Below are 19,592 nucleotides of genomic sequence, written 5' to 3' on the forward strand. Positions count from 1 at the left end.
CGTATGAAAATCTCATACGCCATTTCTTTTATAACTAAAATGAAATTATTTTACGATCAGTTTTTTATTCACATTCAATGTTGCAGAGTTTATATTTACAATATAAATACCAGAAGATAAATGATGATTAATTTGTCCTGAAGTTGAAAGTTTTTCTGTTAAAACAGTTTTTCCGTTCATATCAGAAACCGTAATTGAAGCCTGATTCCCAGTTTCTAATTCAGGCAATGACACATTAAATTGATTGTCTGTAGAAGGATTTGGATAAATAGTGACCACTTTTTCGGTTGCTAAAACTTCTTGTGAATTTGCAACAGATTTTGAAGTAGAAACAGTTGTTGTTTCCAATTGCCATTGTGCGCTGTACCAACCATCTTGAGAATTACCATATTGTGCAGATCCTGTTTGGTTTTCAACATGAATAATGTTTCCGGTTTGCCATCTGTTTCTTAATCTAACCCAAGTTCCGTCGATATAATCGCTTGACCATTGTGCACTCCAGAAAGTAGTATCTGTTATATTAGACTGAACATTTCCGGTTTGACTTTCGATATTCATTAATTCGCCAGTTGCTACATTTTTAAGTACAAAATAAGTTGCGTCAATAGCGATTTTTTGCCATTTGTAATTGTTGTTTGCAACCGTTGCACCGTAACCTACATTTGCTCCGGCATCAGATAAATAAGCACCTGTCCATCTGTTTTTTATTGTATAATAAGTTCCTGTTGCAGTCGAAACTGTTACTGCACAAGTACTTGTTTTGCTTCCATCAACTGTAGTTACTGTAATAGTTGCTGATCCATTTGCTAAAGCAGTTACCAATCCAGATGAATTTACAGTTGCCACAGCTGTATTGCTTGAACTGTAATTTACAGATTTGTTTGTTGCATTTGCAGGTAGAATCGTTGGCGTTAATTGTTGTGTTCCACCTACAGATAATGATGCTGAAGTTGGACTCAAACTTACGCTTGTTACGGCTACATTTGTTGCATTTACGGTTACTGCACAAGTTGCCGTTTTTGCTCCATCCTGAGTTGTAACTGTAATTGTTGCAGAACCTGCAGCTACAGCGGTTATTAATCCCGAAGTATTTACAGTTGCTACAGTAGTATTACTTGAACTATAAGTTACTGCTTTATTCGTTGCTGTTGCAGGCGCAACTGTTGGCGTTAATTGTTGTGTTGCTCCTACTAATAAAGTTGCAGTTGTTGGAGATAATGTAACTCCTGTAACTGCTACAACTGTTCCAGGGTTCGAATCATACCAAGTTGTATTCATGTACCAACCTGTTTTGTTTCTGTTTAAATCAGCTGTTTGACTTGTTCCGTCATTAAAAATTAAATTAGTCGAAGTTACATTTGTAAATGTATAACTGTACCAGCCATTTCCGGCATCGGTCATGTTTACGCCTGGCCATGAAGCATCAGCTAAAACTCCTGTTGGTAAAGCGCTCCAATAATAGATTTTAATTCCAGTTCCCCAATTTGATGGTTTGTAGAAATAAACCGTGAAATTAGTATTCGCGTTTACAGTAATTGCTGCAATTGCAGTTTTACTTCCGTCTTGTGTAGTTACGGTAATATTTGCTGTTCCTGCTGAAACTGCTGTTACTAATCCAGACGAATTTACAGTTGCAACTGCTGAATTGCTAGAACTCCATGTTACGGTTTTGTTTGTTGCATTTGCCGGAGCAATCGTAGCCGAAAGCTGTTGTGTATTTCCTGCATATAAACTTGCCGTTGTTGGCGAAACACTTACTGAAGCAACAGGAATTGCCGCAACAGTTATAGCGGAAGTTGCTGTTTTATTTCCGTCAACTGTTTTAACGGTAATAGTTGTTGTTCCTGCCGAAACTGCTGAAACTAATCCTGAAGCGTTTACAGTTGCTACAGCTGTATTGCTTGAAGTCCAGGTTACGTTTTGGTTTGTTGCATTTGCCGGAGCAATAGTTGGATTTAATTGTTGTGTAGATCCTAAACCAACCGTTGCCGTCGCTGGACTAACCGAAACTCCTGTAACGGCTACAACCGGCGCATTTGTATTGGTTAAAACCAAATATTCGTAAGCCGAAAATGTTCTTGTAGCGCCAGTAGTTAAAGTTACCGAAGCATTATTGTTATACGGATTTACATAAGTTCCTGCTAAAGCTGCCGGAATTACATACGATTTTGAAGCGTTTCTTAAATTTGACATTACGATTACTTTTTCAGTACCTAATGTCTTGGTAAAAATGCTGATATCATCATTCGCATACGTAGTTAAATCACCGCGTCTGATGGCTGCGCTTGTATTTCTAAAATTTAGAATTTTGGCGAAATCTGCTGCTGCAGTTGGATTTTGTGACCAGTTGAATTTAAAGTTAGTCCAAGGCCAATCTGTTTTTGGTTCGTAGTCGATTTCTTGTCCGCTCATTAAAAAAGGAACTCCTTTCATATAAGCCGAAACTAAGAAATTAGCAACAATACCGTTATGGGTTTTGAATGCTACAAATGGTCTTCTTACGCCATTATCATTTGTATAAGTATCGTGGTTACCAATATATCTAACTATTTGCTGATTTCCAGTCGCTTTAGCATATTCATAAGTAGACTGATCCTGGAGCCTTTGAGAAACTGGTCCTCCATTAGCAATATCATATAAACCGCTATGAAACCATCTGTCACCATAATTCATGTCGAAACCAACCTGAAAGTTTTCTTGTCTGTCTCCTTCGGCTAACATTAATAAATTATGAGAAGAAATTCCTCTAAGGTTTGAATTAACTTCAGACCAAAAATCCAAAGGAGGATTATTAGCATAATCACAGCGATATCCATCAATGTTTGCAGCAAAAATCCAATAACGCATTGCGTCTTTTATAGCATTTCTTGTAGCCGAACTATTAAGGTCTAATGCAGCAATATCTGAGAAGTTTCCTAATTGTTGAATCGTAGTTCCGGTTCTCATATAATATTCCGGATGTGAAGTTGTCCAGACATTGTCCCACGAAGTTCCGTTGATGGCAATATCAAGAATAACTGCCATTCCGCGGCTGTGAGCGCCATCGACCAAAGTTCTTAAATCTGAAAGTGAACCATATTCTGATCCTACAGCTTTAAAATCTTTAATACAATAAGGTGATGCTGAACTTTTAGAATCAGTACCATGTGGGTAAATTGGCATTAAATAAATAACATTGGTACCAAGTGCTTTAATATTATCTAAACGGGCGGTTACTCCGGCTAAATCTCCGTTGGCACTAAACGGGCGAATATGTACCTGATACATGTTTACGTCTCTCGTATCTGGAACACCAGCGAATGGCGTGCCGTATTGAGGCGGATCTTGTGCATAAACTGAACTTGCAAATAATAACAGAAAACAGACTATTGTTTTCGTAAAATGAAATAATCTTGGGGTAATTTTTATTTTCATGATTTTTTGTTTTTTGCATGCTTGTCAGCATTTCTAACTAAAATTCATTCTCACTCGCATTGTTTTTAAATTCGACAAACATTTTGTGGTTAATAGTTTTCAAGTAGTAAAATTTTAATTTTTGTCCAAAAAAGGACATAGTCATCTGCCACGAATTTCACGAATTGGCACAAATTTTAATCTGCAGCCTTAATTCGTGTAATCCGTGAAATTCGTAGCAAAAAAACTTAGTAATCTATAACTTTTTCAATCCCTTTAATTCTGTAGCATTTCCTTCCTTAATGCTAATTGCAACACCTCCGCCCGGAGCTAAATACTGTTTTAAAATTGTTTTTGAGGTTACAACAACTTTAGTCACAGTATATTTTTGCGGGTTTTCATTCCAATTTGCTTCTTTGGCATCAGCATAAATTGTAGCTATGAATTTTTTTCCGGCAGGTAAATAATCAAAAGTAATGTTGGCAGTTCTTGAGTTTTCGTCTGTGATTCCTCCCACAAACCAAGCATCTTTTCCTTTTGCTTTACGGGCAATCGTGATGTAATCTCCTGGTTCTGCTTCAAGAATGTAACTGTTATCCCAATCTACAGCAACATCTTTGATGAACTGAAATGCATCTGGAAAACGCTCGTAGTTTCCAGGAATATCAGCTGCCATTTGCAACGGACTATACATCGTAACATAATATGCCAATTGTTTTACCAAAGTTGTATTCACACGTTGCGAACTTCCGGTTCCGTAATAAGAAAGATCAGTTTGAAAGATTCCCGGAGTATAATCCATTGGACCTCCCATTAAACGTGTAAATGGCAAAATCGTGGTGTGATCCGGTGCTAATCCTCCCATAGATTCAAACTCAGTTCCGCGTGCAGATTCTTGTGCAATCCAGTTTGGGAAAGTTCTGTTTAAACCCGTTGGTCGAACGGCTTCGTGACTGTCAATCATGATCTTATAATCGGCAGCACGTTTGGCTACATTAATGTAATGATTCACCATCCATTGTCCGTCATGGTGTTCACCACGCGGAATAATTTTACCTACATAACCTGTTTTTACAGCATCATAACCGTTGTCATTCATAAACTGAAAAGCACGATCTAAACGACGCTCATAATTTGTTGCAGATCCTGAAGTTTCATGATGCATGATAATTTTTACACCTTTTGAAGCTGCATATGCATGAACTGCTTTTACATCAAAATCAGGATAAGCGGTTACGTAATCAAAAACTTCCTCTTTCCAGTTGTTGATCCAATCTTCCCAACCAATGTTCCAACCTTCGATCAGGATGGCATCAAAACCATTTTTAGAAGCAAAATCAATATATTCTTTTGCGCGTTCTGTTGTGGCTCCGTGTTTTCCGTTTGGCGTAAGTTTGGTAAAATCATCCGTTAATTTTACGTTTGTTTCTTTTCCGAATGCCCACGTACTTTTTCCGGCAACAAAATATTCCCACCAAATTCCGATATATTTTACCGGTTTTATCCACGAAACATCTTTATAACTTGTTGGTTCGTTGAGGTTCAGGATTAATTTTGAAGCCAAAATTTCAGTTGCTTTATCACTTACTACAATAGTTCTCCAAGGTGATTGTGCATCGGTTTGCATATATCCTTTTGCACCAACGGCATCAGGTGCCAAATGACTGCGCATTTTGTAATTTACAGCATCAACTTCAAGATACATTGCCGGATAATTGATCAAACCTGCTTCGTGAATGTTAATGTATAAACCGTCATCAGATTTCATCATTGATGGCGTTTGCACAGACAATTCTTTGATAGGCCATTGCGAATTGATATCGATCGTAGCTTTTTTCATTAACGAAGCAACTTCAGAAATTTTCGAAGTTGTATACGCATATTCATTGGTATCATAATCTCCCGGAATCCAGAAAATTTTATGATTTCCAGCCAAATTAAATTCAGAACGTTCTTCTTTTATAACAAAATAATTCAAATCATTTTGCTTCGGAAATTCATATCTAAAACCTAATCCGTCATTGAATAAACGGAAACGAATGCGAATATATCTGTTGTTGTTTTTTGCTTGCGCCAAAGTGACAACCAACTCGTTGTAATTGTTGCGAATTGTTTTTTCTTCACCTAAAACCGGATTCCAATTTTCATCAACAGAGGATTGTGCTGTATTTGTAACGGTAAAACCATCCAAAAACGAAGGCAAATTTTGCAGTTCTAAACCCAAAGAACTTGGTTTTATAACTGCTTTTTGTTTATATGATAATTGGTAAGATGGAATTCCACCTTCTTTTAATTCAAATTTTAGAGAAAGGTTTTTGTTTGGCGAAGTTATTTCCTGCGCCTGAACCCATAATGAGTTTGCACACACAAAAAGACACAAGCAAACTGTTTTGCTTAAAGATGAAACTTTAAGCAATGCTTTTTTGGATTGAAAATTCATGGCATTTAATTTGATGAAACTACAGCAGCGTAGTATTAAATTTTTATTTTTTTAGGATTAAATATTGATAAGCCTCCAATTTGATTTGATTCGTTATTTCAACTGATTCACCTGTAAGCGCGTTTTTCCAGGTAGTGTTAGCAATTCCAGTTGCAGCGCCATAGGTTACAGCATTGTTGCGCAAATTCACTACAACTAAAACTTTTTCGGTGTCAGTTTGCATTATAAAAGCGCTCACATCAGTATTACTGTATCCTGTCAATTTTCCTTTTCTCAAGGCATCACTATTATTTCTAAAAGCAATTAAATTTTTGTATTCTTTTAGCATTGCGTAATCTGCTGTTGACCAATCGATTGGTGTGCGATCAAAATAATCAATTCTTTTATTGTAACCGACTTCCTGACCATTATAAATCATTGGAATTGAGTTCATAGAAAAAGCGACTACAAAAGCGGCAAGTGATCCTTTTTTTCCACCAAATAATTCTAGGGGAGTACCATCAGACAGATTCACATCATGATTGCTTGTATAGCGAACAATTCTTCCTGAAGTTGAATTGACTCCATATTCTTTCGTATTTTGTGTCTGCAAATTTGAGGCAGGTTGTCCATTGGCAACTACTTTTTTTAATGCATCATAAAAACCAAAACCGAAATTATAATCAAATCCAGCTGTAAAATTTTCAGTACGGGTACCTTCTGCCATCATCAGGAAATTTTGATTTTTGATTTTTTTAACAGTAGAAATTGCCTGCGCCCAAAAAGCGGTTGGCACAAAATCAGCATAATCACATCTAAAACCGTCAATGTTCGCATTGTAAACCCAATAGGACATTGCATCAATCATAGCGGTTTTCATTGGAGTACTGTTAAAATTTAATTGGGCAACATCGTTATAATTTGTTCCGGGAGGAATAATAATGTTTCCGCTTGCATCTTTTTGATACCAGTCTGAATGCTCTGTAATCCATTTGTTATCCCAAGAAGTATGATTTGCAACCCAGTCTAAAATAACAGCCATATTGCGTTTATGAGATTCATTTACTAATGAACGAAGATCTTCTAAAGTTCCAAAATCAGCGTTAACAGCTTTATAATCTTTAACGGAATAAGGAGAACCTAATTTACCTGATTTTTTTACTTGTCCAACAGGATAAATCGGCATTAAATAGACCACATTTACACCTAATTTTTTTATTGAGTCTAATCTTTTCTCAACACCTTTTAATGTTCCTTCGCTACTAAAGGCGCGAATATTTACCTGATAAATAATGGCATCAGTACTTTTAGGCATATTAGCAAATGGCTCGCCGTATTGCTGATATTCCGTTCCTGTTCCCGGATTTGGTTTAGGATCTGTTTTCGGATTGTCATCCGATGAACTGCAGGAAACAAACGCCAAAGCAAGCAGCAAAATTAAAACGATGTTGGTATTAGACTTCATAATTAAGGAATTTAATTTTTTATAAGGCTGAGCTGTAATTTTTGAATTTTAAAGTTTGATAGATAACCTGCCTTTCGCTCAAAAAAGGCAGGTATCACTCAAACTAATCTAGCTTATGTTATTATACGTTAGATTATTTTTTAGTAACAGTGAAAGAAGCTGTTGTTGGATATGTATCTTTATCTGTAGCAACTCCGGCTGCTTCATTTACAGTAAATGTAACTTCATATGTTCCTGCTTCTGAAATATAATAAGCTCCTCCGTCATAAGTTGCGACTGTGCTTGATCCATCGTTAGGTCCATAATTAATAACCCATTGATTATTCAATTTGAATTTAATATTTCCAGGGATTAATGCGGCAGTAATTTTCCATGTTTTTGTTTGGTAATCATAAGACATAGGAAGCGCATTGTTCCAACCGTAGTTTGGATCTTCAGCTGTTGGTAAATGTGTTGCATCTCCAGCAATTCCCCATTCATATGCTGTGGTTGTATATTTCAGAGTATTAAGATTTACTTTAACCTGATAAGAACCAGTTCCAGGGAATTCTAAATTTTTATCATTCATTCTTTCAAGATTGCCTTCGCCAGCACCAGCACCGTAAAATTCAGTCCAGTTTCTGGCTGTATTTACTTTAAAGATTGTGCCGTAACCAGGAAGAACCGTAGCGTATCCTTGATAAACACCTTTTTCAATAGCAGTTAAAACAGATGCTGTATCTACATTCCATTCGCCCTGATATGCTCCAGGCATATAGATTTCGCCAAAAACAATCGCTTTTTCGTAAGTAGTAACTGTAATGTCAATTGCATTAGAATATATACTTCTATCCATTACAGCTACAACTCTAACGGATATCGCACCGGTTACTTCGGGTGTAAGTCCTAAGTCTGTAGCAATTTTATTTAATTCTCTTACGGTGAAAGATTTACTCAAAACGTCATTTCCGGCTTCGAAAGCTTTGGCATTTAGCCATGCGTTTTTGCCTTTAGTGTTTGCGGTTAAATCAAATTGAACGGTGTATAGTACGGGAGCTGCAACGGGAAAAACAACAGCCGGCCAAGATATCGTTATAGCCTCATTGTCTGCCGTTGCCTCCGTTAATACAACTGTACTTACTGAAGAAGTAATTGGTGCCGGAAAACTAACAGATTGTAAAACTGTCAATGGCAAATCACTGTCACAAGAAGTAGCAAACACTACAATGGTGAGTAATGCTACTAATTTATTGATATATTTTTTCATAATGTGTACTGTTTTTAGTAACCTGGATTTTGTTTAAGTCCTAGATTAGCATTTAAAGCTGAAGTTGGGATAGGGAATATTTTTCTATATTCTGGTGAAAGACCTCTGAATTGATTTGGTAATAAAAATTTATCAAAACGAATCATATCTTCTCTACGGTGTCCTTCCCAGTTTAGTTCACGACCTCTTTCATCATAAATATCATCAAGAGTTGGATTTCCAGTTAAACCAGAAATACCTGCACGTGTTCTAATAGCATCTACAAATGGTTTAGCTGCTCCGGAATTGCCCATACGAACATTACATTCTGCCATCATTAAAACAAGATCGGCATATCTGTAAATAGGGAAATCATTAGATGCTCCGCCGCCACCTCTTGGTACAACAGGATAAAATTTAATATTACGAACTCCCTCTTGTGCACCAGCACCCGGATCGTCTAATGAAGTTACATCCAGTGTATAATTTGCTCCTCCTGGTTGTTGTCCTACTAAAAACTGGTTTTTACGTACATCACCATCTTCATATTTCAAATAAAACTCTTTAGGTACAATCGTTCCGTTCCATCCGTCATAACCAAATAAGGCTCTGCAATGCGCACCATACAAACTACGTACGGCAAAGATGTTTCTCGAAACTACATCTACTGTTGTATAAATAGATAGAATTGTTTCATCCTGAGGAAGTACATCTCCAAATAATTCGTAGTATTTACTGTTTAAAGGATTGGCAACATCTTCAGCACCAGAGTGTAGTGAAAAACCACCACCATTGACAACGTTACAAGCAGCCAGACATTCAGCCCATTTTGGTGTTCCGGTAAGTACACCTGCATTTAAATATACTTTGGCAAGCAATGTGTATCCTGCCCATTTGTTGAATCGGCCATACAATTCTCCACCTTTACCTGTTGGCAACAAATCAACATTCGCTTTTAATTCAGAAACGATGAAATCAAATACTACCTGACGACTTGCTTGCGGAATTTTATCTACAGTAATATTATTGTCTGTATAAAAAGGAACGTTCCCAAAATCATCAATCAATAAATAATAGAAAAAAGCTCTTAATACTTTTGCTTCAGCAATTTTTGAAGAATCAGCACCTGATAATTCTAATTGATTAACAGCTAAATTGGCATTGAAAACGGATCTATACAACCAGTTCCAAGTATTATTTATCATTGTATCTGTTGGCAACCAATCGTGTTTGTAGGTACGTGCAAAATCAGTACCCCAGTCACCTGTATTTCTGTGCGGAATAACTTGTTCATCGGCACACATAGAATTCAAATCATACCAGCCTAAATCAGCACCAGCATAACCAACTCCATCCCAGTTACCGCCTATCTGGGCATAAACACTTGCCAAAGCGATATCCGCTCCTTCCGGTGTTCCGTAAAATTCATCGGGCTGATATTTGTCATAGACAGTTTCATCAACGTTAGTACAGCTAACCAGAGCAAAGAAACAAACGCTTCCTGCTATCAATATATTTTTAATTTTCATTTCTTTTACTATTTAAATTTGACAATTACCCCAAACGCAACACTTCTTGTACGAGGATAAATACCTCTATCACCACCAAAATATGCATTATTATCGTTACTTCCGTTTAGGTTAATTTCAGGATCGATACCAGTGTAATCTGTGATAAGAAATAAGTTGTTTCCAGTAAGAGAAAGTCTGATAGACTCAAAAAAGCGGTCTTTAAAAGCAAAATTGTATCCTGCAGTAACATTTTCTAAACGAATAAAAGAAGCATCTTCTAACCATATGTCTGAACCATATATAGAAGTCCTGATACCTTTATCTAAAGCACTGTCTAATACATTTGATTTACCAATATTCTCTAAATAACTTGAACGTTGATTAACAAGATTGTAGACCTTATTACCTCCTGAACCTCTTAATAAAAGCGATGCATCAAAGTTTTTATATCGTAAAGATGGATTGAAAGCAAAAGTATACGTTGGCAAGGCAGATCCTTCCATTACACGATCAGGACTTCTGGCACCCTGATCGAAAACTCCATCTCCATTTTGATCCACTACAGTTTCAACACCAGAAGCGTTTACGCCCTCATGTTTTAAAATATTAAATGTACCAATTGGTTGTCCTTTTATCAAATACATGTTAGGCGTTCCTCCCCCCCAAGCTACATAATCAGTATTTAGTGGTATACCATTGATACTTCCGCTTAAGTTAAGTACTTCATTGCGCATAAAAGAAACGTTTCCAGCCAATGTCAATGTTGTATTTTCATTACGAATAACATCATAACCTAAAGAAACTTCCAATCCTTCGTTCCTAATACTACCTACGTTGGCTTTAATATCACTTTTTGGATAAGGTGGTTGCGGCACTGTGTAATTAAATAAAAGATTATCAGTTGTAGCTGTATATACATCAACGGTACCTCTTAGTCGGTTATCGAGCAAGGCAAAATCAAGACCTAAATTGGTTTGTTTTTTTGTTTCCCATTTCAAATCGGCATTGGCATTTTGACTAATGGAGAAATTAGTAATTTGAGAACCTCCAAAATAGGTAGATCCTGCACCATCAACTAAAGATAGGGAACCCTGTGGGCTTAAACCTTGTTGATTTCCTGTAACACCATAACCTGCACGTAATTTCAACTCATTTATTAATGTTTGATTGCGCATAAATGATTCTTTATTAATTTGCCATGCAACTGATGCTGATGGAAAATTACCCCATTTGTTGTTCGCTCCAAAAACAGATGATCCATCACGTCTTAAACTTGCTGTAACTAAATAACGGTCTAATAAAATATAATTAGCTCTTGCTACAAATGAAGCTAATGTTCTGTCATTTTTTTGTGATTTTATATCATTATACAATACTTTAGACATATCTCCATATTGTAATGCATTATACGAAGTCACATCACTAATAAATCCTCGTGCTTGCAAAAAACTTTCTTCGTAAGTTTGATTTTGCCATTCGTATAATGCCAAAGCATTGATATTATGGATGCCAAAGGTCTTTTTGTAAGTTAAACTGATGTCCATCAACTTCTCATTCTGTCTCTTATTTGTAATGTTTCCAAAACCATCTTGTCTAACAGCGCCAGGATCCGTTGATGATACTGGTAAATAAAAACCAGTTGTTGCATTTGTTTTTCTCCAGCTGCCAAACCAACCAGCTTGTAAACCATCAGCTAAATCTAAGTCAGCTTTAAGACTTCCAAATAAGTTATCCCATTGTGCGTCATTAATTGTTTTTTCTGCTACTGCATAAGGGTTTATATATTGAAACAAACCTGGGTCTGTAAAATAAGATTTTCCATCTGTATCAAAAACAGGGTCAGTTGGACGCATTAAATAAGCTTGTGAAATCAAGTTAGAAACCTGTCCCGATCTACCCAAATCTGCGATACTTCTTGTACTATTTTCAATTCCGTTATTTAAATTAAAAGTTAATTTTAATTTATCGTCCAGTCCTCTTTGAGTAGCTTGTACTCTGGCAATATATTTTTTGTTACTAGAGTTTATGACAACACCATCCTGTAAAATAGCAGTCAAAGAAGCACGGTAATTTAATTTATTTGTGCCTCCTCCAAATGAAAGTGTGTGAGTTTGTGTAAAACCAGTTTGGGTTAATACTCCATACCAATCTGTATCAGCGCCATGATTTGAAGAGGCAGGAACACCATTGCTTGCTGCCGCCGTTGTCCATTCCGCAGCATTTAACATATTTAATTTTTTCGGAATAAAATCTATAGATGTAGATCCAACATATTCTATAGTAGATTTTCCATTTTTGTTGCTTTTCGTAGTTACAAGAATAACTCCTGCAGCTCCTCTTGATCCGTAAATAGCTGTTGCAGAGGCATCTTTTAAAATGTCAATAGATTCTATTTCAGTTGGAGGAATCGAAGTTAGCAAGTCTAAATTTCCTTGTATTCCATCCACCACGACTAATGGATCACTTCCGCCAATTAATGAACTCACTCCACGTATACGAACACTTGGGCCGGAGCCTGGCTCACTACCAATTTGGTTAATGTTTACACCGGCAGCTTTACCTGAAATCAATTGCAACGGATTAACAATTGCACCTTGGTTCATGTCTTTTGCAGCTATAGAAGAAACTGCTCCGGTAACATCTTTTCTGGCAGTAGTACCGTAACCAACCACAACAATTTCCTGCAAGTTTGTGGCATCAGGAAGAAGTTGAATGTTGATAATGCTTTGGTTTGCAGTTACTTTTTTCTCTTTATATCCAATAAAAGTTACTACAATTACAGCCGTATTGCTTTCGACAGTAAGTTTGTATTTACCATCAAAATCAGTTACCATTCCGTTTTTAGTTCCTTCTTCAAAAACAGATGCTCCAGGAAGTGGTAAACCATTTTCATCCGTGATAATTCCGGAAACGGTTTGTTTCTGAAACTGGATAACTTCTGTTTTAAGTTCTGGCTTTTTTAGAATAATCTGAGTATCGCGAATTTTAAATTCGGTTGGAGTTCCTTTAAAAAGTCGATCCAAAACAACATATATCGATTGGTCTTTTACAGAAATTGAAATCGTTCGATCTAAGTCGATGTCATTCAGTTTGTAAATAAATCTGAAATCTGTTTTTTGTTCTATGGTCTCAATAACCTTTTCGATTGTTGAATTGTTTAATTCTAGGGTTACTTTTGTTTTTTGGGCATAAGTATTCCCTCTAATATTAAACATGGCGACCAAAATAAGTAGTGTAGTTAATTTCAATTTTAGGTCATTTTGGAACACTCGGTATAAAAACCCAGTATTCTTTGATTTTTTTTTCATAATTTTGTTAATTGATTGTAGTTAATTCGTTATATTCAATCACTTAGTTAATCGGAAATTGTTCGCAGCTCTTTCCGATTTTTTTATTCTAGTACTTTTCTTTCTTCATGTTTTTTCATTGGTTAGTGGTTATTTAATTAGTATTTGATTGTTTTTTATGGTGTAATTGATACCGTGAATGTCATTGAAATAACTCATCACATTTTCTATAGATTCTTCTTTAAAACTTGCATTGAATTTTTCGTTGGCTAATTTTTCATTTTTGTTTACAATTGTAACATTATAGCGTCTTTCCAATTTTGTAATAATGTTTTTGAAAGTCATATTCCTAAAGGTTAATCCGCCATTTATCCATGAAGTATAAATGTCAGTTATAACAGCTTTGGTAGAAATCGCATTGTTTTCTCTGTTGAAACTTCCTTTATAACCAGGTTTCAAAACAGTATTTTTATTAGCATCAAACTCTTCGTTTAAGCCATACATTCCAACAGAACCTTCTACAAGAACTACATCAGTTGCAGCATCTTCTGGATAATTAGAAACATTAAAATGAGTTCCAAGAACACGTACATTCAGCGCGTCAGCATTTACAATAAAAGGGTGTTTTTTATCTTTGGCAACATCAAAAAAAGCTTCTCCGTTTAGAAATACCTGTCTGTTTTCACCGGCAATAAATTTCACAGGATATTTTAAAGTTGTTCCTGCGTTCAAATGAACCATTGTTCCGTCAGACAATTGCAATTTGAATTTTTTGCCATATGGAATTTTAATGATGTTATAAGCTACTTTCTCTAAACCAGTATTTGGATCATAAACAATTTTGTCTCCGTTTTGATTTCCAACGATATTTCCTTTGGCATCTTTTACCTGAGCCGAATTATTTTCTGATATGATTTGAGTTTGCCCATCTTCTAATTGTAAAACGATATCAGAACTTTTGAAATCAAATTTTTGCTCAACAGGTTTAGTCGAAAGGCTTTGTTTGTAGAAAAATCCAACTCCTAATAAAACAACAATAGAAGCAGCAATCGAAATGTACTTTTTGAAATTTGATCTTTCAGGAGCAATTTGAATTGTTGTTTCATTTTCTTTTGAAGCAGATAGAATATTTAAGAAAATATCATCGGCAGTTTGTCGATCCATTTTTGGAGTTTCAATAAGAAGCGCCTGAATATCTTCTACAGAAGGGAAATCATCCGTAAGTTTATTTTTTTTATAATAGGCAACTACCTCGTTTGTTTCCTCGGGTGTACATTCGTTTAAAACAAACTTTTGTAAAAGACTTTTTATTTCAGAATTTGAATTCATTAAGAATTGATTTAAGATCCGGTTCTGATATAATACAGTTGAAGTCTTGTTGAGTACTACTCAAACGTTGTAAATTTTTCAATTTTAACATTTGAGTAAATCGATAAACTTTGTGAAGTACTGATTTTGTTGAGGTTTTTGCTGAAATAAAAATTTAGAAAAAAAATAAAAAAATAGTTCTTTTTAGGATGAAGATAGTGTTTTGTCATTTCGACAGAGGAGAAATCTCCGCGAGAAGCTCCGCAAAGAATTGTGTATATGTTTGTCGATTCTGATTGCGATGGATTAATCCGTTGAAGGGGAGGAAATTTATTCAAACAAAATCGCCAATCTTTGTAGAGTTTCTTGTATGTCCTTCGACTTCGCTCAGGATGACAACCTTCGCGATCGTTGCGTAAATCTTTGCGCACTTTGCGGTTAACCTTAAATTAAAAACAAAAAAAAATCACCCGAGAAGAGTGATTTTAATGGTTAATGTGGTTTTTTGGTTTAGATAATCTCGTCATGAACGTGAAAAAAGACTCGCATCGATTCTAATGCTTTACTCATTTGGTTCCGGACTGTATTTATAGAGATGCCAAGTTCCTGGCTAATTTCTTCATAACTCATTCCCTTCTTTCGGGACATTTTAAAAATCTGCTTTCGTTTGGGAGGCAATTGTTTCATGGCCTGCTTTCGAAGTTTTTTGCAATCCTCTTCCCGAATCGAATAATCACCGTAATCATGTGATTTCTGACTTTCATAAAAAACGGCTTCTTTCAGCACCAAATCATTTGCTGCTTTGTTTAGAGCATTAAATGCCTGATTTTGTGCAATGGTAAAAATATAAGCTTTAAAAGATTGGTCCGGATTTAGGTTCTCCCGGTTTTGCCAAACTTTCATAAAAACATCTTGTACATTTTCTTCAGCGGCCTCTTTTGATTTTAAAAGACTAACGCTGTAACCATAGATATCCTGATAGTATAAATCAAAAAGAGAACGAAATGCTTTTTCGTTGCCATTTTTGAGCTCACTCACCAATAATTGTTCGCTATGATTGTTTGTTTCTAACATTAATTTAATTAGTCCTTATTTAAATCTAATTATATTATGATACTGTCAAAATTGGTACTCTAATCTGCTGACGGGTTAGCAAATATATAAAAATATTATTCTCAGCATATAGTATTAAAAAAAACTTAATTTTATTTTTTTTAGTTCATTTCAGCCAAAATAGCAGTAAAAGCGTTGCTAAGTCTCTTTTTATCAAGTGTGTGACTTTTTAACTGATATTTTGTGTAATAATTACAAATAATTTTATTTTTTACGAATATTCTTATTCTGTAATAAAATGATTGATGATATTGTAATAATTGGAGGAAGAAAAAATCCATTTATCTTTTGTTTAAAAAAGATAAATGGATTTTATAAAATGAAGAATCAGATAAAGATTCTATTGTGTCGTATTTGATTAATTTTTCAAATCTTTAATTACTTTAAAAGCAACATCAACCTGATCTTCACCAACTAAAATTGTAAATTCATTTGAAGTCGAAATTACCTCATTGATAATGATTCCTTCCCACGCTAAACGCTGAAAGATAAAGTAATAAATTCCCGGAACCACGATGTTTTCCTTAGGTAATTTTACTGTGATAGATGCTAAATTATCTAATTTCTGAATCAGTTTTTCGCGCATAAAGTGTTTTTCAACCAAATGATTCACACTACTACTTACTACAATATTAGTTTCGTTAACACCACGTGACGAAGTATAAAAAATATCAGATAAAGCGTTGATATCAGAGATTAAATCAGCTTGTTTGTTTAAAACAGTTTCTGATGCAGCAAAGGTGTAATCTGTCAATTCAGATCTTACGGTGATTTCACCAATATTCTTGATTACTTTATTGATTTTATGATTTAGTTTAAAATCCAATTCTTCTGTAAGCCGTTTTAACGACATTACAACAGCGCCTTGTTTTACCTCTTTGCCAAATTCACTTTCCAATTCGGTCATAATGTTCCGCGAAAGAGAAGTTAGGTTGATAATTCCAAGCGATAATGCATTTAATAAAAAGGGTTTTGTTTTAATGTAATTTTCGACGATTGAAGAAACGGTTTTCATAATTTTTTTTCTTTTTTTTTGTAACTTGATTGGGTTGGTTTAGTTAATAAGGGTGTTATAAATTTATGCAAATATAAATAAAAAAACAATTTGTTATAATTATAACAATGAAAAATTATGTTAAAAGTGATAAAAAGCATCAGTAAGATGTTCAATTGCAAATGTTTCGCCACTTTTATGGATCGCAATGATGTCAAAACGGATTTCAATATTTTCTTCAAAATCCTTTTCCCTATCGTTTATGTAGGCATTTACTGCTTTTATAAGTAGTTGAATTTTTTTTGGCTTCACAAAATCTTGCGGAGAACCAAAATCCAGACTCGATCTTGTCTTCACTTCAACAATTGCTAAAATGGAATCTTTTTGGGCAATAATATCTATTTCGGCTTTTTGAAAAGTCCAATTTCGATCCAGGATTTTATAACCATTTTGTTGAAGATATTCCACAGAAAGTTCTTCTCCTTTTTTTCCGAGTTCATTGTGTTCAGCCATTTTTTTAGTTTTCAGTCTCAGTTTCAGTTTTCAGTCTGGGTGTGAGATTTGTTGTGTAACAATTTATTCCATAAACAGAAACGCAAAGGCACAAAGTAATTTTTAAACTTTGCGACTTCGCGTCTTTGCGAGATTATGATATGTGGTATTTTCTCTTATTTAAAAGAGATAAGAAACGATTATATTATTTTTGAAATGAAACAGTACTTCCAGATTCATTTACATCAATAGAAATTGTATTTCCCATAATTAAGGCACGATTGTCTTGAATATGTCCGGCTGGGAAATTAAAAATTACAGGAATATTATATTTTTTAGTGACGTCGTCTACGATTTCAAGAGCATTTTTACCCCAAGGAACTTCGTTATCTTTCATTTTGGTCATTCCGCCAACAATAATTCCTTTCAGGTTTTCGATGCATCCGTTACGTCTCAAATTCATCATCATTCGATCAATATGATATAAGTATTCATCAAGATCTTCGATAAATAAAATCTTATCCTTACAATCAATTGCCGATTGTGAACCTAATAAACTATAAAGTATGGAAAGATTTCCACCAACTAATTCGCCGGTTGCTTTTCCAAAACGGTTCATTTTATCCGGAGCGATTGAGTAAGAAACTGGTTCACCAAACAAGCTTAATTTCATAGAACTTATAGCTGCCGGAGTTGCACGCGGAATCGTTACAGGCATAACACCGTGAATAGATTTATAACCCATCGTATTCAAATGATTGTGTAGAACTGTTACGTCGCTAAAACCAATAATCCATTTTGGGTGTTGTTTGAATTTAGTAAAATCCAATAAATCGATCATTCTTACCGTTCCATATCCACCTCGAACACACCAAATTGCTTTGATATTAGGATTATCCAATTGATGCTGAAAATCGGCTGCACGTTGTTCATCAGTTCCTGCCAATTGATTAAAATCAAGTCCAATTGTAGTTCCAACAACAGCTTCTAAACCCCAACTATGCAGTAAATCTATTGTAGGTTTTAAGTTATCATCAATGTTTTTTCTGGCAGTTGCTAAAAGCGCAACAGTATCTCCTTTTTGTAAATAAGGTGGTGTGATCATCTTTTGTTGGGATTGACAGGTAAATGAATGTAAAGCAAAAATAAGAAATACGAATGTACCAAAAGCAGAGCTTTTTCTGAAGTCTTGGAGTTTGTTCGTGTTCATGATTTCTTTTTGCTTAAAATTATAAATTATTTTTTAAATCGGGTTTAGATTAAAAGAATCAACCGCCATATTTGTTTTGCAATTCTTCTAATATTAATAGAAGTCCTTTATCAGCCTCTTCAGATTGTACATTGGCAAATAGGAGGAAAGCTTTGTTGATTGTTTTACAAATATACACTTTGGTTAAAAAAGTTCCGGGATTTCCGTTATGAAAAGAATATTTCAATTTGCTTTTTTCATTAATTTCCGAATTCCATCCAAACGAAAATTCGGGTAAACCATAGTGCATGTATTCGAATTCTTCTTTCGTAAACACTTTAGATTTTCCTAACAATCCCTGAAGTTGCATTTGTGTAAACTTGCAATAATCAGGTAAACTAACATTTATATTTCCTGCTGATGAAAGCCAGTTTAATTTATAATTTAAAGAAGGTTTTTCAGGTTCTAGATTTTCATCATGTCCCCAAGGCTGATTTTTATCTTTTAAATTCGGCTGACCAAAATCAAAATCGATATTGAGACTTTTGCCCAATTCCTTTACTAATGATTCATAAGTTTTGCCAGTTGCTTTTTCGAGCATTAATCCCGCAGCAACATAACTTGGATTTGACCAATATACAACTTGCTTTTCTGTGGCAGGATTCTGTTGCAAAAACCAAGCAATAAATTCATAACGCTGTTGCTGATTATTGCCTTTGATTTCTTCCTGAGTCGGAGTGTCATTTCCATACGACCAAGTATTGATTCCTGCTCGAAAAGTGATGAAATCTTGTAATGTAAAATTGTAAGTTGCCGGATTGCTTTTGGCTTTTAACTCTGGATATAAATCAAAAAACTTAGTATCCCATTTTATTTTTCCTTCCTTAACTAAAAGTGCAGCAAGATAGCTTGTTACTGTTTTGGTAATAGATCCCAATCTAAATTTATCATCAATTTTAGCCTTGTATTTTGAATTTATTCTCTGATATCCCAAAGCTTGAATTTCTAAAATTGAATCAGCAGAAATTACTGCATATGCAACTTCCGGAATATTATATTTTACCCTTATACTATCAACAAACGAACTGTTTTTTTGTGCATTTGTGTTATTAAAAAGAATAAGAAATAGAAAGGAAAAAAATATGTTTTTCATTTTATAGAAAGAGAGATTTGAGTCAGCAAGTTACAAGAGATTC

Annotated in this window: 12 protein-coding genes; all 12 read right to left on the reverse strand. The window is 34.9% G+C overall.

Going from position 1 to position 19,592, the window contains the following annotated elements:
* Positions 1-45: 45 nt before the first annotated feature.
* The 12 genes from CLU81_RS27110 to CLU81_RS13620 all read right to left on the reverse strand — a co-directional run bounded on the left by CLU81_RS27110 (position 46) and on the right by CLU81_RS13620 (position 19,549).
* On the reverse strand, positions 46-3,414 hold the full coding sequence (locus CLU81_RS27110) for an Ig-like domain-containing protein (RefSeq protein ID WP_233209705.1): 3,369 nt from the start codon (positions 3,412-3,414) through the stop codon (positions 46-48).
* A gap of 235 nt (positions 3,415-3,649) precedes the next feature.
* On the reverse strand, positions 3,650-5,833 hold the full coding sequence (locus tag CLU81_RS13570; protein WP_233209706.1) for a glycoside hydrolase family 97 protein: 2,184 nt from the start codon (positions 5,831-5,833) through the stop codon (positions 3,650-3,652).
* A gap of 43 nt (positions 5,834-5,876) precedes the next feature.
* Positions 5,877-7,277: an alpha-amylase family glycosyl hydrolase gene (locus CLU81_RS13575; protein ID WP_099710297.1), complete on the reverse strand. Its 1,401-nt coding sequence runs from the start codon at positions 7,275-7,277 to the stop codon at positions 5,877-5,879.
* Between the two features lie 133 nt (positions 7,278-7,410).
* Complete coding sequence (locus CLU81_RS13580) at positions 7,411-8,523, reverse strand: SusE domain-containing protein (protein WP_099710298.1); 1,113 nt, start codon at positions 8,521-8,523, stop codon at positions 7,411-7,413.
* A gap of 14 nt (positions 8,524-8,537) precedes the next feature.
* On the reverse strand, positions 8,538-10,031 hold the full coding sequence (locus CLU81_RS13585) for a RagB/SusD family nutrient uptake outer membrane protein (protein WP_099710299.1): 1,494 nt from the start codon (positions 10,029-10,031) through the stop codon (positions 8,538-8,540).
* An 8-nt stretch (positions 10,032-10,039) separates the two neighbouring features.
* Positions 10,040-13,261, reverse strand: a complete 3,222-nt coding sequence (locus CLU81_RS13590; RefSeq protein WP_233209707.1) for a TonB-dependent receptor — start codon at positions 13,259-13,261, stop codon at positions 10,040-10,042.
* 189 nt (positions 13,262-13,450) lie between these two features.
* Positions 13,451-14,629 (reverse strand): FecR family protein, encoded by a 1,179-nt coding sequence (locus tag CLU81_RS13595; RefSeq protein WP_099710301.1) that lies wholly within the window; start codon positions 14,627-14,629, stop codon positions 13,451-13,453.
* A gap of 489 nt (positions 14,630-15,118) precedes the next feature.
* Positions 15,119-15,682: an RNA polymerase sigma factor gene (locus CLU81_RS13600; RefSeq protein WP_099710302.1), complete on the reverse strand. Its 564-nt coding sequence runs from the start codon at positions 15,680-15,682 to the stop codon at positions 15,119-15,121.
* Between the two features lie 397 nt (positions 15,683-16,079).
* A complete protein-coding gene (locus CLU81_RS13605; protein WP_008466087.1) occupies positions 16,080-16,736 on the reverse strand; it encodes a hypothetical protein in 657 nt (218 codons plus the stop codon).
* A gap of 120 nt (positions 16,737-16,856) precedes the next feature.
* A complete protein-coding gene (locus CLU81_RS13610; protein ID WP_099710303.1) occupies positions 16,857-17,228 on the reverse strand; it encodes a YraN family protein in 372 nt (123 codons plus the stop codon).
* A gap of 184 nt (positions 17,229-17,412) precedes the next feature.
* Positions 17,413-18,312 (reverse strand): LD-carboxypeptidase, encoded by a 900-nt coding sequence (locus CLU81_RS13615; protein ID WP_099710304.1) that lies wholly within the window; start codon positions 18,310-18,312, stop codon positions 17,413-17,415.
* Positions 18,313-18,475: 163 nt separating this feature from the next.
* On the reverse strand, positions 18,476-19,549 hold the full coding sequence (locus tag CLU81_RS13620) for a serine hydrolase (RefSeq protein ID WP_099710305.1): 1,074 nt from the start codon (positions 19,547-19,549) through the stop codon (positions 18,476-18,478).
* Positions 19,550-19,592 lie beyond the last annotated feature (43 nt).

The sequence above is a fragment of the Flavobacterium sp. 9 genome (assembly GCF_002754195.1).
Taxonomy (GTDB): domain Bacteria; phylum Bacteroidota; class Bacteroidia; order Flavobacteriales; family Flavobacteriaceae; genus Flavobacterium.